Genomic DNA, 14,386 nt, shown 5'->3' with positions numbered 1-14,386 from the left:
GGAACAGCGAAAAGGAAAAAACGGGGGGCCCTGGCTGGGGGGGCCAGGGGGGTGTCCGGGCCGGGGCACGCGGCCTGGGGCTGGGCCCTCGTCAGTTGTCCACCGACGCGTCGACCGAGGACGGCGCCTGCTGGGCCGCCGCGGCGGTCTTCTTGGCCGTCGCCTTCTTCGCCGTCGTCTTCTTGGCCGCGGTCTTCTTGGCGGTCGTCGTCTTCGCCGCCTTCTTGGCCGTGGCCTTCTTCACAGCGGTCTTCTTGGCCGCGGTCTTCTTGGTGGCGGCCTTCTTCGCCGTCGCCTTCTTGGCCGTCTTGCGGGCAGCCGCCTTCTTGGCCGGAGCCGCCTGAGAGGCGGTCTCCTCGGCGGGCTCCTCCGCGGCGGCGACCGCCGCGTCCTCCTCCGCCGGGCCCGACGGGACGACCACGACGGCCGTCTCCTCGGACGCGGTGGGAGCGGTGGACTCGCGCACGGCGCGGCGGCGCGGCCGGGCCGGGGCGGCGGGCTCAGGCGCCTCCGCCGGGGCCGGAGCCGTGTCGGCCGCGGCGTCCTGCGGCTCGGCGGGCACCGCCGGCGCGGTCTCCGCCACCGTCACCACGGAGGCCTCGGCACCCGCCGGGGAACCGGCCGGCGCCGACACCTTGCGGGTCGCGCGACGACGCGTACGGCCCTTGGGGGCGGCCTCCTCGGCCGGAGCCTGGGCCGCGGGCGCCTGGACGGCCGGGTCCTCGACGGCCACGGGCTCGGCCTGAGCCCGCTCGGCCGGCTCCGGGAGCACCGGGCGCGCGGCCTCCTCGGCCGCCGTGACGTGCCGGCCCGCGGGAGCCGGGGTGCCACCGTCGGCGTGGGCCTTCGGCGCGCCCGCGGGTGCGGACGCCCGCCGGCTCGCGCGGCGCCGCGTACGGCCACGGCTCGCCGCGGCCTCCGCCTCGGCGACGCTGCTGTACAGCTCCTCGTCCGGGGCCATCTCCAGCGCGGGCACCGCGATGGGCTCGGCGGCCTCCGTCTCGGACTCCGCCTCCTCCTCGGCGGTCGGGGTGACCACCTCGGCGGCCACCGCCTCATGCTCGTGCGGCTGCTCGGCACCGGCGCGGGCGCGCTTGCGGCGCTTGCTCCCGCCGCCACCGCCGGCGCTCGCCTGGTCCAGGTGGACGATGACACCGCGGCCGTTGCAGTGCACGCAGGTCTCGGAGAAGGACTCGAGCAGGCCCTGACCCACCCGCTTGCGGGTCATCTGCACCAGACCCAGCGAGGTCACCTCGGCCACCTGGTGCTTCGTCCGGTCGCGGCCCAGGCACTCCAGCAGACGGCGCAGCACCAGGTCGCGGTTGGACTCCAGGACCATGTCGATGAAGTCGATCACGATGATGCCGCCGAGGTCGCGCAGCCGCAGCTGGCGCACGATCTCCTCGGCCGCCTCCAGGTTGTTCCTGGTGACCGTCTCCTCCAGGTTGCCGCCCTGGCCGGTGAACTTGCCGGTGTTGACGTCGATGACGACCATCGCCTCGGTCCGGTCGATCACCAGCGAACCGCCGCTGGGCAGCCAGACCTTGCGGTCCAGCGCCTTGGCGAGCTGCTCGTCGATCCGGTGCGTGGCGAAGACGTCGACCTCGCTGGTCCAGCGCTGCAGCCGCGGCGCGAGGTCCGGGGCGACGTGCGAGACGTACCCGTGGACCGTCTGCCACGCCTCGTCACCGCTGACGATGACCTTGGAGAAGTCCTCGTTGAAGATGTCACGCACGACCCGGACGGTCATGTCCGGCTCGCCGTACAGCAGCGTCGGCGCGCTGCTGCCGCCGTTCTTGGCCTTCTTCTGGATGCTCTCCCACTGCGCCTGGAGCCGCTCCACGTCACGGCGCAGCTCGTCCTCGCTCGCGCCCTCGGCGGCGGTGCGCACGATGACGCCCGCGTCCTCGGGAACGATCTTCTTGAGGATCGTCTTCAGCCGGGCCCGCTCGGTGTCGGGCAGCTTGCGGCTGATGCCGGTCATCGAGCCCTCGGGGACGTACACGAGGTAGCGGCCCGGGAGGGAGACCTGGCTGGTCAGGCGGGCGCCCTTGTGCCCGATGGGGTCCTTGGTGACCTGGACGAGGACGGACTGCCCGGACTTCAGCGCGGACTCGATGCGGCGGGGACCGTTGGCCATCCCGAGCGCCTCGAAGTTGACCTCGCCCGCGTACAGGACGGCGTTGCGGCCCTTGCCGATGTCGATGAAGGCGGCCTCCATCGAGGGCAGGACGTTCTGCACCTTGCCGAGGTAGACGTTGCCGACGTACGAGGTCGACTGCTCCTTGTTGACGTAGTGCTCGACGAGCACGCCGTCCTCCAGGACGCCGATCTGCGTACGGTCGCCGTGCTGCCGGACGGCCATCACGCGCTCGACGGCCTCACGGCGGGCCAGGAACTCGGCCTCGGTGATGATCGGCACCCGGCGCCGGCCCTGCTCGCGGCCCTCGCGGCGGCGCTGCTTCTTGGCCTCGAGACGGGTCGAGCCCTTGATGGACTGCACCTCGTCGGACGGCTCGGCGGCCTTGCGGGGCTCGCGCACCTTGACGACGGTGCGCTCGGGGTCGTCGGCGGACGGCTCGCCGTCGGTGCCGCTGTCACCGGCCCGGCGGCGACGGCGACGGCGACGGCGGCTGCTGCTGGAGCCACCGCCCGACTGCCGGCCCTCGTCCTCCTCGGCCCCGGCCGCGTCCGTGTCGTCCTCGGCGTCCTCCTCGAGCTGCTCGGAGGTGTCCTCGGCGTCCTGCGCGGCCTGCTCGGCGGCGAGTTCGTCGCTCTCCTCCGCGTACTCGCCCCCGTCGGCCTCCGCGGACTCGCCCCGGCGACGGCGACGGCCACCGCGGCGACGGCGACGGCGGGAACCGGACTCCTCGCCGTCCTCGCCGTCGACGGCCTCCTCGGCCGACTCGGCGGTCTCCTCCTCCGTCTCGTCCTCGGCGGACTCGTCGGCGGTCGCGGCCGTCCGGGTCTCGGTCTCGGACTCCTCGCCACCAAAGCCCCGGCGGCGACGGCGACGGCGCGAGCCGCCCTGGTCGGAGTGCTCGGCCTGCCCGGTCTGCTCGGCCTGCTCCTTCGGGGACTCCTCGTCCTCCGCGGCCTCGGCGGCCGCCGCGGCGGCGGCGCGCTCCGGGGTCTGGAACATCGGCTCGGCGAAGACGGGCGCCTGGAACACGGCGACGGCGGGCCTCGCGGGCCGGCGCGGAGAATCACCGTCGTCGGCGGCGGACTTGGCGGCGGGCTCGGAGAACCCGGTCGCGGCACGCCGCACGACCCGACGCCGGCTCCGGCGCGTCCCGCTCTCCTCGGCCCCGGCGTCGGCGGCGGGCGCCTGCGACTCGGCGGCGGGGGCCCCGGCCTCGCCGGGAACCTCGGCGGGCTGGTCCGCAGGGGTCTCGCCGACGGCCTGGGCGGCGGGCTCGGACACACGACGCGTGGCACGACGACGCGCCCGGCGCGGAGCGGCGTCCTCGACGACCGCGTCCTCCGCCGCGGCGGCAACGGACTCGCGCTCGGCGGGCTCGGGGGTCTCGGGGGTCGTGATCTCGACGGCGGGCTCGGGCGTGGTGGCCTCGGAGCTCACCGCGGGGGCACCGGCGGGCGCGGACACGCGCCTGGTCGCGCGGCGCCGCGTACGGGCGGCCGGCGCGGGCGTCTGGGCCGCCGGCTCGGCGACGGCCCCGGCGCTCTCCGGCTGCTCCGCGCTCCCGGCAGGCGTGGCGGGGACGGCCGTCTCGACCGTCTCCGCGGACGCGGCGGGCGCGGCGGGCGCGGCGGGCGCGGCGGGCGCGGCGGGCGCGGACACGCTGCGCGTGGCACGCCGGCGGGTACGCCGCGGAGCATCGGCCTCGCCGACCTCCACCGACCCGGCGGACGTCTCGACGGCACCGGCCCCGGTGGCAGGCGTCTCGGCCACGGCCGCCGCCGGTACGACGGTCTCGGCGGCAGCCTCGCCCCGGGCGGCCTTGGGGGTCCCGGCGGGCGCGGAAGCACGGCGGCGCGCAGGGCGTGCGGGCGCGGCCTCTTCGGCGGCCCCCTCCGTCTCCTCGGTCTCCTCCAGCTCCTCACCCGTGACGGCGGCCGTCTCGGCGGTCACGGCCTCGGCGGCCTGCGCGCCGGCGGCAGTCCGCTGCTCCTCCGCCTGCTCCGCGAGCTCCGCGGAGGAGGCGGCCGGTACGGCCGGAGCGGTGATCTCGGCCGCGGCCTCGAAGGACGCGGCGCCGGGCGGACCCGCCGGGCGGGACGCGGCACGGCGCCGACGACGCGGCGGCAGGGTGTCGCTAGGAGTGTTCAGTTCTTCGGAACCCTTGATGGGTTCGGTCGGTTCGAGCATGCGGGCGAATCTCCCGTCAGGCTCCCGGGCGCCGCGCCTGGTCCGGCGCCGATCACGTGGATCGGCACCGTTGACGTCCGCGGCCGCGCGATGCGCGATGGCCGCCGTCCGGGGCGCGGGCGCCGCACGGGAACTCTCTGTGTCCTGTCTCGCCGGTTCCGTACGCCTTGTCGTGCACGGCCTGGCGAAAGTCTTCTGGTCGGTGCGCTGCCCGACCCAGGTGGCTCCCGAGTACGAGGGCGGCGCTTCGACGTCCGTCCCGGTGCGGAACCGTCCCTACGCGGGCGCCTTCGCGGCGGCAGGAACGGCGGCCCCCACTGAATCGGCCGGGGCGGCCGGGTCTGCCTCGCGGTCGGGCGCGAGCGGGTCGGTCACCGTGCCGGTCTCTTCATCGAGCAGCCCCTGCGCCAGCCTGGTCACCGCTGCGGGGACCGGCGGCGCCAGGTCGGCCACGGCGCGGAGACCGGACAGGACGTCGTCGGGTCGTACGGCAGGCGTCACGTGCCGAACAACCAGCCGCAGTATCGCACAAGGCTGGTCGGTCGGCCCATCAGCCGCCGAACCGTGCGTTTCCACACTCTCCAGGTCCACCACCGCGGACCGGGCGTCGAAGGTGCGCAGGCCGTTCTTGGTCCGGCGCTGCACCTCCACGGTCTCGGCCCCGTTGAAGGCCGCGACCGCGCGTTCGGCCTCGGCCGGGTCCACGCCGTCCAGCCGCAGCTCCCACACGGAAGCGGTCAGCCGGTCGGCGAGCCCCGACGTACGGGCCTCGACCGCCTCGACGACGTCCAGCCCGGAGGGCAACGACTCGTCGAGAAGCTCACGCAGGCGCTCCGGGTCGCGGGGCGCGGTGAGCGCGATCTCCAAGTACTCCGCCTCACTGCCCGTGCCGGTGGGTGCGGCATTGGCGTAGGACACCTTCGGGTGCGGCGTGAACCCGGCCGAGTACGCCATCGGCACCTCGGCACGGCGCAACGCACGCTCGAAAGCGCGCTGGAAGTCACGGTGGCTGGTGAACCGGAGGCGGCCTCGCTTGGTGTAGCGCAGTCGGATGCGCTGCACCGCGGGTGCGGGCGGTGGGCCTTCGGGCTGTCGCTTGCCCAGTGGAACTTCTCCTCGTGTACGGCGGACGGTCCGTGGCGCCACCCCGTCGGCGGGGAGACTCGCGCCCGGTCCTTGCTTCTAGAGTACGCGTCCCGACCGCCACAGGTTCCCGACGGACCACCGGCCGGGGTTCCCCGAGGAGCACCCGGCGCAGGTCGGCGCAAGGCACCGCGCCGGCCGATGCCCTGGCCGCCGGTTCAGCCGCGGCTGCAACCCGTGGACGCGGCGGCCGGTTCGGTGGTCCGGGTGGTGCAGCAGCCGTCGTCGGTCGCGTCGCAGGAGGTGTCGTTCTCCTCGAAGGTGGCCAGCCCCGCGTCCTTGAGTCGGGCGGTGGCGGCGTCGATCGACCTGGTTGGTGGACTCGACCTCGACGCCGAGGTGGTCGAGGCGGTTCTCCTCACCAGGCTCGCCCTCGACCTGCTTGCATTGACGTCTACCTATGCAAGGTTGCGAGCTGGATCGAAGGATATCAACATAGGCGCACATCGAAGCAAGAGCTTGTGGTGCTCGGACAGAGCGACGAGAACGGCGCGTGCTGCCCCGGGCTGGTGACCGCTCCCCTGGACGAGGACCAGGCGGCGGAGCCGGCGAAGCCGTTCAAGGCGCTGGGCGACCCGGTACGCCTGCGCCTGCTGTCGATGATCGCCTCACGGGCGGGCCCTCGACCGAAGCAGCGGGCATCTGGACCATCCAGCCAGACATCTTCCCCGAGAACACCAGCAGCCTCGCTCTGCACCAGAGGGCGGGCTTCCGCGTCATCGGCACGCGCGAACGCATCGGCCGGCATCACGGCGTATGGCGCGACGTCGTGCTCATCGAACGCCGCAGCCCTGCGGTCGTACAGGGCGCCCACCCACGCCTTCGAACGCCACCGGAAACCGGCGAGCCCCCTCGCTGGAGGAGAGCGGGCTCGAAGCCCGCCAGCGCCTCCCTCACCCGGTCGAGTGCCTCGCTCACCTCAGTGCGCGTGACCACTCGCAGCCGGCGTCGGGCCTGCGTTCTTGACCGTCAGAGGAAGCAACTTCTTGCCGGTCGGTCCGATTTGAATGGCCGTGTCCATCTGGGGGCACACCCCGCAGTCGAAGCACGGGGTCCAGCGGCAGTCCTCGACCTCTGTTTCGTCGAGGGCGTCCTGCCAGTCCTCCCAGAGCCAGTCCTTGTCGAGGCCGGAGTCGAGGTGGTCCCAGGGGAGGACCTCCTCGTAGGTGCGCTCGCGGGTGGTGTACCAGTCGACGTCCACGCCGAAGGGGGCCAGGGCCTTGTCGGCGCAGGCCATCCAGCGGTCGTAGGAGAAGTGCTCGCGCCAGCCGTCGAAGCGGCCGCCGTCGTCGTAGACCGCGCGGATGACGGCGCCGATGCGGCGGTCGCCGCGCGACAGCAGGCCCTCGACGATGCCCGGCTTGCCGTCGTGGTAGCGGAAGCCGATCGAGCGGCCGTACTTCTTGTCGCCGCGGATCTTGTCGCGGAGCTTCTGCAGGCGGGCGTCGGTCTCCTCCGCGGAGAGCTGGGGCGACCACTGGAACGGGGTGTGCGGCTTGGGGACGAAGCCGCCGATGGAGACCGTGCAGCGGATGTCGTTGGCGCCGGAGACCTCGCGGCCCTTCTGGATCACGCGGGTCGCCATGTCGGCGATCTGGAGGACGTCCTCGTCCGTCTCCGTGGGCAGACCGCACATGAAGTACAGCTTCACCTGGCGCCAGCCGTTGCCGTAGGCCGTGGCGACGGTGCGGATCAGGTCGTCCTCCGAGACCATCTTGTTGATGACCTTGCGGATGCGCTCCGAGCCGCCCTCCGGGGCGAAGGTGAGGCCCGAGCGACGGCCGTTGCGGGTCAGCTCGTTCGCCAGGTCGATGTTGAAGGCGTCCACGCGGGTGGAGGGCAGCGAGAGGCCGATCTTGTCGTCCTCGTAGCGGTCGGCGAGGCCCTTGGCGACGTCGCCGATCTCCGAGTGGTCGGCCGAGGACAGGGAGAGCAGGCCCACCTCCTCGAAGCCCGTCGCCTTCAGACCGGCCTCCACCATGTCGCCGATGCCCGTGATGGAGCGCTCGCGCACCGGGCGGGTGATCATGCCGGCCTGGCAGAAGCGGCACCCGCGCGTGCAGCCGCGGAAGATCTCGACCGACATGCGCTCGTGCACCGTCTCCGCCAGCGGCACCAGCGGCTGCTTCGGGTACGGCCACTCGTCCAGATCCATCACCGTGTGCTTCGACACGCGCCACGGGACGCCCGACCTGTTGGGGACCACGCGGCCGATGCGGCCGTCGGGGAGGTATTCGACGTCGTAGAAGCCGGGCACGTACACCCCGCCCGTCCGCGCCAGGCGGAAGAGGAGTTCCTCGCGCCCGCCCGGGCGGCCCTCCGCCTTCCAGGCCCGGATGATCTCCGTGACCTCCAGCACCGCCTGCTCGCCGTCGCCGATGACCGCGCAGTCGATGAAGTCGGCGATCGGCTCGGGGTTGAAGGCCGCGTGGCCGCCCGCCATCACGATCGGGTCGTCGATCGTGCGGTCCCTGGCCTCCAGGGGGATCCCGGCCAGGTCCAGGGCCGTCAGCATGTTCGTGTAGCCCAGCTCCGTGGAGAAAGACAGGCCGAAGACGTCGAAGGCCTTCACGGGGCGGTGGCCGTCCACCGTGAACTGCGGGACGCCGTGCTCCCGCATCAGCGCCTCCAGGTCGGGCCAGACGCTGTAGGTACGCTCGGCCAGGACGCCCTCGCGCTCGTTGAGGACCTCGTAGAGGATCATGACGCCCTGGTTGGGCAGACCGACCTCGTAGGCGTCCGGATACATGAGCGCCCAGCGGACGTCGCAGTCGTCCCAGTTCTTGACGGTCGAGTTGAGCTCGCCACCCACGTACTGGATCGGCTTCTGCACATGCGGGAGCAGGGCTTCGAGCTGTGGGAACACAGACTCGACGGTCTCGGCGGCTTCGGCAGACATCTCGACGGACCTTCGTGAGCTGACAGGGGTGACCATCAAGACTAACCCGGTCCCGGACCTGTCCCGAACGCTCCGAAGGCGGGCCCGGAGCACTCAGAGGGCCTTGCGCTTCCTGATCGTCCGCAGGGTTTCCGGCAGCCGCGCCTCCACCTCGGCCGCGCGCTGCTCCTCGCGTCCGTGGAGCACCCCGTACGTGAAGGCGCTCTCCCCCGCGGCGTGCGCCTGGCCGGCCAGCTCGCGCAGGGTACGGCGGGCCATGACGCTGTCCTGGTGGTCGCCGAGCAGGCTCTGCAGCGACTTCGCCGCCTTCACCAGGGCGGCGGCCGGATCACCCAGGGCGGGCACGGCCGCCTCGGCCGCGTACCGGGTGGCCTTGGCCTTCTTGCGGGCCTCGTGCAGGGCGAGGTCGCGGTCGTGGCCCGGCGGCAGATCGAGGGCGTGGTGAAGCAGGGCGGAGAGCGCCGCGCGCTCCTTGCGTACGGCCTTGGCGATCACCTTGGCGGGTTTCCCGGCGGCCGCCGGGCGCAGCGGCGGGTCGGCCAGCAGGGCGTCCAGTGCGTCGAGGAGGGCCAGGTGGCGCTCGCCGTCGAGATCGGCGAGGAGCAGTCCGCGGGCGTCGCCGTGGGCGGTCTGCGACCAGGTGCGCAGCCGGGTGCGGACGGGGCCGCTGACCAGGGTGTAGGGCAGGTCGTCGAGGCCGGTGGTGAGGCGTTCGGTGAGGACTTCCTGGTCGCGGTCGCGGCCGAGTTCGGTGCCGAGCCATTTCAGTTCGGCGCGGACCGGGTCGGTGGCGTTCCGATCGAGGACTTTGCGGTAGGTGCGCAGGGCGCTGCGCAGGCGGCGGGTGGCGACGCGCATGCGGTGGACGGAGTCGAACTCGTCCCTGCGGACGGCGGGGTCGAGTGCGACGAGGGCGTCGCGCTGGGCGCGCAGGTAGGCGAGGACGTGGTCGCCGGCCGTCGTGGGGGTCCCGTCCTGGGCGGGGGCGGGGTGGGGGCGGTCCGGCGGGGCGGTCTCGCTCAGGGCGCGGGCCAGTTTGGAGGCTGCCGGGGAGGGGCGTACGCCTGCCTTGCGCAGGCGTTTGTCGACGGCGTCGAGGAGCGCCGGGTCGCCGCCGTCGGCGAGTTCCACCTCGATCTCGGTCCACTGGGCCACGCCGCCGTGCCCGGTCGGCCGTTCGGCCCGTACGGCGTCGACGGCGACCTCGGCGAGCGGGGTGCCGTCGGCGTCGACGAGGTGGCGGATGCCGCGCCGGGAGCGGATGCGGACCAGGGGGAGCAGTTCTGCGTCGCGGACGCGGGAGCGGACGAGCCCGGCGAGGTCGGGTGGCACGGTGTCGGAGAGGGGAGCGTGGATCTCGTCGCGCACTCCGGGGCCGACCGGGAACTTCAGGTGCCAGCCGGCGTCGGTGCCGCCGGTGCGGCGGCGCAGGGTCAGTCCGTCGGCGGTGAGGCGTTGGTCGGCGGTGTCGTAGTAGACGGCGTCGAGTTCGGCGACGCCCTGGTCGACGACGGCCGCCACCGGGCCGACGCCGGTCAGGTCGGGCAGTGCGCGGTCGCCGGCCTCGTACTTCCGCTCGATCTCCCTTTTCACCTTCATGTCCGCCATGACCCGAATCTAGTGCGGGTCCGGCTCCGGCGGCAGGGGTCCGGGCGGTGGGTCGCCGCCGGGTTGGATGTGCCGGCAGGGGCTGCTAGGCGGACAAGGGCCGTTGCAGTCTGATCGACTGGAGCAGTCCGATCGCCACCCAGACCGCGAACATCGACGAGCCGCCGTAGGACACGAAGGGCAGGGGCAGGCCGGTGACCGGCATGATGCCCAGGGTCATGCCGATGTTCTCGAAGGCCTGGAAGGCGAACCAGGCGACGATCCCGGCGGCGACGATGGTGCCGTACAGCTCGGTCGTCTCGCGGGCGATGCGGCAGGCGCGCCAGAGCACGACGCCGAGCAGCAGGATGATCAGGCCGGCGCCGAGGAAGCCGAGTTCCTCGCCCGCGACGGTGAAGACGAAGTCGGTCTGCTGTTCGGGGACGAACTGGCCGGTGGTCTGGGAGCCGTGGAAGAGGCCCGCGCCGGTCAGGCCGCCGGAACCGATGGCGATGCGGGCCTGGTTGGTGTTGTAGCCGACGCCGGCCGGGTCGAGGCTGGGGTTGGCGAAGGCGGCGAACCGGTTGATCTGGTACTCGTCCAGGATGTGCAGCTGCCAGACAGCGACGCAGCCGAGGACGCCCGCGGTGAGCAGGCCGAAGATCCAGCGGTTGGAGGCGCCGGAGGCGAGCAGCGCGCCCAGGATGATGGTCAGCAGGACCAGGACCGTGCCGAGGTCGGGCATGAGCAGCACGACCATGATGGGTACGGCGGCCAGGCCGAGCGCCTGGAGGATCGTGCGGTGGTCGGGGTAGGGCTTGTCACCCGCGTCGACCCGGGCCGCGAGCAGCATCGCCATGCCCAGGATGATCGTGACCTTGACGAACTCGGAGGGCTGGAGGGAGAAGCCGCCGCCGAGGACGATCCAGTTGCGGTTGCCGTTGATGGTGGCGCCGAGCGGGGTGAGCACCAGCAGCACCCCGAGGATCGAGAGCCCGTAGAGGATGGGCACGACGTTGCGCAGGGTGCGGTGGCCGAGCCAGACGGTGCCGAGCATCAGGGCGAACCCGATGCCGGTGTTCATCAGGTGCCGGATCAGGAAGTAGTACGGGTCGCCCTGGTTGATGCCGCTGCGGCCGCGGGTGGCGGAGTAGACCAGGGCGGCGCCGATCCCGGACAGCGTGAGCGCGCTGAACAGTATCGGCCAGTCGAGTCGGCGGGCGGCCGAGTCGCGGGCGAGGATCCGGGTCCAGCCGCCCCGTTCGGGGCCGTATCCGGAGATGGAGAAGCTGTTCGCGCCGGTCATGCGGTCGTCCTCCGGCTTCCCCTTCGGCGCTGGCGCCTGCGGGTGTTGCGGTTGCCTGTGGGGGGCGAGGCGGTGGTCGCCGGCGGTTGCTGGTCGTTCGGCGCGTTGCCGCCCTGCTGGTCGTTCGCGGTGGCGCCGCCCTGCTGGTCGTCCTGGGCGTTGCCGCCCTGCTGGTCGGACTGTTTGGCGTTCTTCTCCTGGTCCTTGGCCGGGTCGGCGGGCACCTTCGGGGCGGCGATCGAGCCGTCGGACTGGATCTTCGGCAGGCTCTTCTGCGGGGTGGGAAGCAGGGCCTTCTTGTTGTCGATGGAGCCGTCGGCCTGGACGCCGTACAGGGCGCTGTAGATGTTGCGGACGGCTTCACCGGAGGCGCCCGAGCCGGTACCGGCCTGGGCGATGGTCATGATGATCGAGTAGTCCTTGCTGTAGGTGGCCAGCCAGGAGGTGGTCTGCTTGCCGTAGACCTCGGCGGTACCGGTCTTGGCGTGCAGCGGGATCTTGTCCTGCGGCCAGCCGGCGAACTTCCAGGCGGCGGTACCGCGCGTGGCCACGCCTGCGAGCGCCTCGTCCATCATGTCGCGGGTGGCCTTGGTGATGGGCAGCTTGCCGTGCGACTTCGGCTTGATCTCGGTGACCTGCTTGCCGTCGGGGCTGATGATCGCCTTGCCGATGCTCGGCGTGTACATGGTGCCGCCGTTGGAGATCGCGCTGTAGATCACGGCCTCCTGGACCGGGGTGACGAGGGTGTCGCCCTGGCCGATGGAGTAGTTGATCGAGTCGCCCTCACGCAGCTTGTTGCCCTCGAGGCAGTTCTCGTAGGCGATCTTCTCGACGTAGCTGCCGTCCTTCTTGCCCGTCTTGCACCAGGCGTCCTTGTTGGCGTCCCAGTACCGCTGCTTCCATTCGCGGTCGGGGACGCGGCCGGTGACCTCGCCCGGCAGGTCGATCCCGGTCTCCTTGCCGAGGCCGAACTGGTGGGCGGCCTTGTAGAAGTAGTCCTTCGGCTTGCCCTTCTTGGGGTTGATGCCGCCGTCCTTCTTCCACTCGTTGTCCGAGAGGTAGTAGAAGACGGTGTCGCAGGAGACCTCCAGGGCCCGGCCGAGCGAGATCGGGCCGAAGCTCTCCCCTTCGAAGTTCTTGAAGACCTGGTTGCCGACCGAGTAGGAGCTGACGCACGGGTAGTTGCCGTTGAAGTCGTAGCCGGCCTCGACCGCGGCGGCCGTGGAGACCACCTTGAAGGTCGAACCGGGCGCGGACTGCCCCTGGATGGCCCGGTTGAGCAGCGGGTAGTCGGAGTTCTTGCCGGTGAGGGCCTTGTAGTCCTTGGCGGAGATGCCGCCGACCCAGGCGTTCGGGTCGTAGGTGGGGGCGGACGCCATGGCGACGACACGGCCGGTCTTGGCCTCCATGACGACGACGGCGCCGGAGTCGGCCTTGTAGTTCTTGCCGGTGATGTTGTCGAACTGCAGCCGGGCGTCCTTCATCGCCTTGTCCAGCTCGTACTCGGCGATCCGCTGGACGCGGGAGTCGATGCTGGTGACCAGGCTGGAGCCGGATTCGGCGGCGTCCGACTTGGACTTGCCGATGACGCGGCCGAGGTTGTCGACCTCGTAGCGGGTGACGCCGGCCTTGCCGCGCAGCGCCCGGTCGTACTGCCGTTCCAGGCCGGAGCGGCCGACCATGTCGGAGCGCAGGTAGGGCGAGTCGGTGTCCTTGGCCTGCTGGATCTCCTCGTCGGTGACGGGTGAGAGGTAGCCGAGGACCTGCGCGGAGTTGGACTTGCCGGGCCCGGGGTAGCGGCGTACGGCCTCGGGTTCGGCGGTGATGCCGGGGAAGTCCTCGGCGCGTTCGCGGATCTGGAGGGCCTGGCGCGGGGTGGCCTCGTCGGTGATGGGGATGGGCTGGTACGGCGAGCCGTTCCAGCAGGGCTGCGGGGTCTTTGCGTCGCACAGCCGGACCTTCTGCATGACCTCGTCGACGTCCATGCCGAGGACACCCGCGAGCTTGGTGAGGACCGCCTTGCCGTCGTCCTTCTGCTTGAGCAGGTCGGTGCGGGAGGCGGAGACCACCAGCCGAGTCTCGTTGTCGGCGATCGGCACACCGCGGGCGTCCAGGATGGAGCCGCGCACGGCGGGCTGGACGACCTGCTGGACGTGGTTGCCGGAGGCCTCCTTCTGGTAGTGGGCGCCCTCGCGGATCTGGAGGTACCACAGCCGGCCGCCGAGGGTGCCGAGCAGGGAAAGGACGAGGATCTGGATGACGACGAGCCGGGTCTGGACGCGTGGGGTCCGGCCGGTCTCGGGAATGTTTGTCATGGGCGAAGCCCATTCCTTGGAAGGGTGGTGGTGGGAGACGGGTGGGCGGTCACGGGTGCTGCCTCCCCCTCTCAGTGCGTGTAACGGAGCTGTGCGGCCGGCTGCGCGGCCGGCTGCCGTGCTGTCACAGTCGCTTGACCCCCTTGATGCGGCCGACCCGGGCGGTGCGGGTGCGGGCCTTGGCCTTCAGGCCGCCGAGCGTGCCGCGCCGGCCGCCGATGCTCAGTCCGGTGCCGGCGGAGAGCCAGCCGGAGGAGATGTCGCTCTTCCCGGCGGCGGCGGAGCCGGAATCGGCGAGCGGGTCGTTCTCCGCGCGCCGGGCCAGCCACATGATCCCGGGCACCACGAAGGGGGCGAGCAGCAGGTCGTACACGGCGGCCGTCAGCAGCAGTCCGCCCAGGCCGACATGGCGGGCGGCGGTGTCGCCGACGAGGGCGCCGACGCCCGCGTACAGCAGGGTGGAGCCGACGGCGGCGGCCACCACCACGGCCATGGGTCCGGTGGCCGACTTGACCTGGCCGGTCCCGGGCTTGATGAGTCCGGCGAGGTAGCCGATGACGCACAGCACGAGCGCGTAGCGGCCGGCGGCGTGGTCGGCGGGCGGGGCGAGGTCGGCGAGCAGTCCGGCGCCGAAGCCGACCAGGGCGCCGCCGACGTGGCCGTAGACCATGGCCAGGCCGAGGACGGTGAGCAGCAGCAGGTCGGGGACGGCTCCGGGCAGGTGCAGCCGGGACAGGACGCTCACCTGGATCACCAGGGCGACGACGACCAGCGCGGTGGAGAGCAGGATCCGGTTGAGGCGCATG

7 protein-coding genes and 3 pseudogenes are annotated in these 14,386 nt (G+C 72.2%); 2 read left to right on the top strand and 8 right to left on the bottom strand.

Annotated elements, in window-relative coordinates; translation table 11 throughout:
• Window positions 1–91: 91 nt before the first annotated feature.
• The 3 genes and pseudogenes from ACTYVM_RS04130 to ACTYVM_RS04120 all read right to left on the bottom strand — a co-directional run.
• Window positions 92–4,330 (bottom strand): Rne/Rng family ribonuclease, encoded by a 4,239-nt coding sequence (locus ACTYVM_RS04130; protein WP_445524590.1) that lies wholly within the window; start codon window positions 4,328–4,330, stop codon window positions 92–94.
• Window positions 4,331–4,606: 276 nt separating this feature from the next.
• On the bottom strand, window positions 4,607–5,392 hold the full coding sequence (locus tag ACTYVM_RS04125; protein WP_445524589.1) for a TIGR03936 family radical SAM-associated protein: 786 nt from the start codon (window positions 5,390–5,392) through the stop codon (window positions 4,607–4,609).
• Window positions 5,393–5,631: 239 nt separating this feature from the next.
• Window positions 5,632–5,851, bottom strand: a pseudogene (locus ACTYVM_RS04120) (glyoxalase/bleomycin resistance/dioxygenase family protein); the annotation flags it as partial.
• Between the two features lie 83 nt (window positions 5,852–5,934).
• Between ACTYVM_RS04120 and ACTYVM_RS04115 the strand changes: the two are divergent.
• Window positions 5,935–6,093, top strand: a pseudogene (locus ACTYVM_RS04115) (transcriptional regulator); the annotation flags it as partial.
• A 2-nt stretch (window positions 6,094–6,095) separates the two neighbouring features.
• Window positions 6,096–6,272, top strand: a pseudogene (locus ACTYVM_RS04110) (GNAT family N-acetyltransferase); the annotation flags it as partial.
• Window positions 6,273–6,392: 120 nt separating this feature from the next.
• Here the strand turns inward: ACTYVM_RS04110 and ACTYVM_RS04105 are convergent.
• From ACTYVM_RS04105 to mreD, 5 genes are all read right to left on the bottom strand, one after another.
• The gene (locus ACTYVM_RS04105) at window positions 6,393–8,372 is read right to left on the bottom strand and encodes a TIGR03960 family B12-binding radical SAM protein (RefSeq protein ID WP_445524588.1); all 1,980 of its coding nucleotides are present in this window, start codon (window positions 8,370–8,372) and stop codon (window positions 6,393–6,395) included.
• Between the two features lie 93 nt (window positions 8,373–8,465).
• Window positions 8,466–9,980, bottom strand: coding sequence for a CYTH and CHAD domain-containing protein (locus ACTYVM_RS04100; protein ID WP_445524587.1), 1,515 nt, complete (start codon window positions 9,978–9,980; stop codon window positions 8,466–8,468).
• Window positions 9,981–10,065: 85 nt separating this feature from the next.
• Window positions 10,066–11,265, bottom strand: a complete 1,200-nt coding sequence (gene rodA / locus ACTYVM_RS04095; RefSeq protein ID WP_445524586.1) for a rod shape-determining protein RodA — start codon at window positions 11,263–11,265, stop codon at window positions 10,066–10,068.
• Window positions 11,262–13,580, bottom strand: coding sequence for a penicillin-binding protein 2 (gene mrdA, locus ACTYVM_RS04090; protein ID WP_445524585.1), 2,319 nt, complete (start codon window positions 13,578–13,580; stop codon window positions 11,262–11,264). Before mrdA ends, rodA begins: the two co-directional genes overlap by 4 nt.
• Before the next feature lie 124 nt (window positions 13,581–13,704).
• Window positions 13,705–14,385: a rod shape-determining protein MreD gene (gene mreD / locus ACTYVM_RS04085; RefSeq protein WP_445524584.1), complete on the bottom strand. Its 681-nt coding sequence runs from the start codon at window positions 14,383–14,385 to the stop codon at window positions 13,705–13,707.
• Window position 14,386: the final 1 nt, after the last annotated feature.

It is taken from the genome of Streptomyces cyslabdanicus, from assembly GCF_052663305.1.
The sequence above is the reverse complement of the archived record's forward strand: the minus strand, read 5'-3'. Positions and strand labels throughout refer to the sequence as shown.

Excerpts from the sequence above, each read along its gene's own strand:
- rodA (WP_445524586.1), bottom strand. The coding sequence starts at position 11,265 with ATGACCGGCGCGAACAGCTTCTCCATCTCCGGATACGGCCCCGAACGG.
- ACTYVM_RS04105 (WP_445524588.1), bottom strand. The coding sequence starts at position 8,372 with ATGTCTGCCGAAGCCGCCGAGACCGTCGAGTCTGTGTTCCCACAGCTC.
- ACTYVM_RS04130 (WP_445524590.1), bottom strand. The coding sequence starts at position 4,330 with ATGCTCGAACCGACCGAACCCATCAAGGGTTCCGAAGAACTGAACACT.
- mreD (WP_445524584.1), bottom strand. The coding sequence starts at position 14,385 with ATGCGCCTCAACCGGATCCTGCTCTCCACCGCGCTGGTCGTCGTCGCC.
- ACTYVM_RS04100 (WP_445524587.1), bottom strand. The coding sequence starts at position 9,980 with ATGGCGGACATGAAGGTGAAAAGGGAGATCGAGCGGAAGTACGAGGCC.
- mrdA (WP_445524585.1), bottom strand. The coding sequence starts at position 13,580 with ATGACAAACATTCCCGAGACCGGCCGGACCCCACGCGTCCAGACCCGG.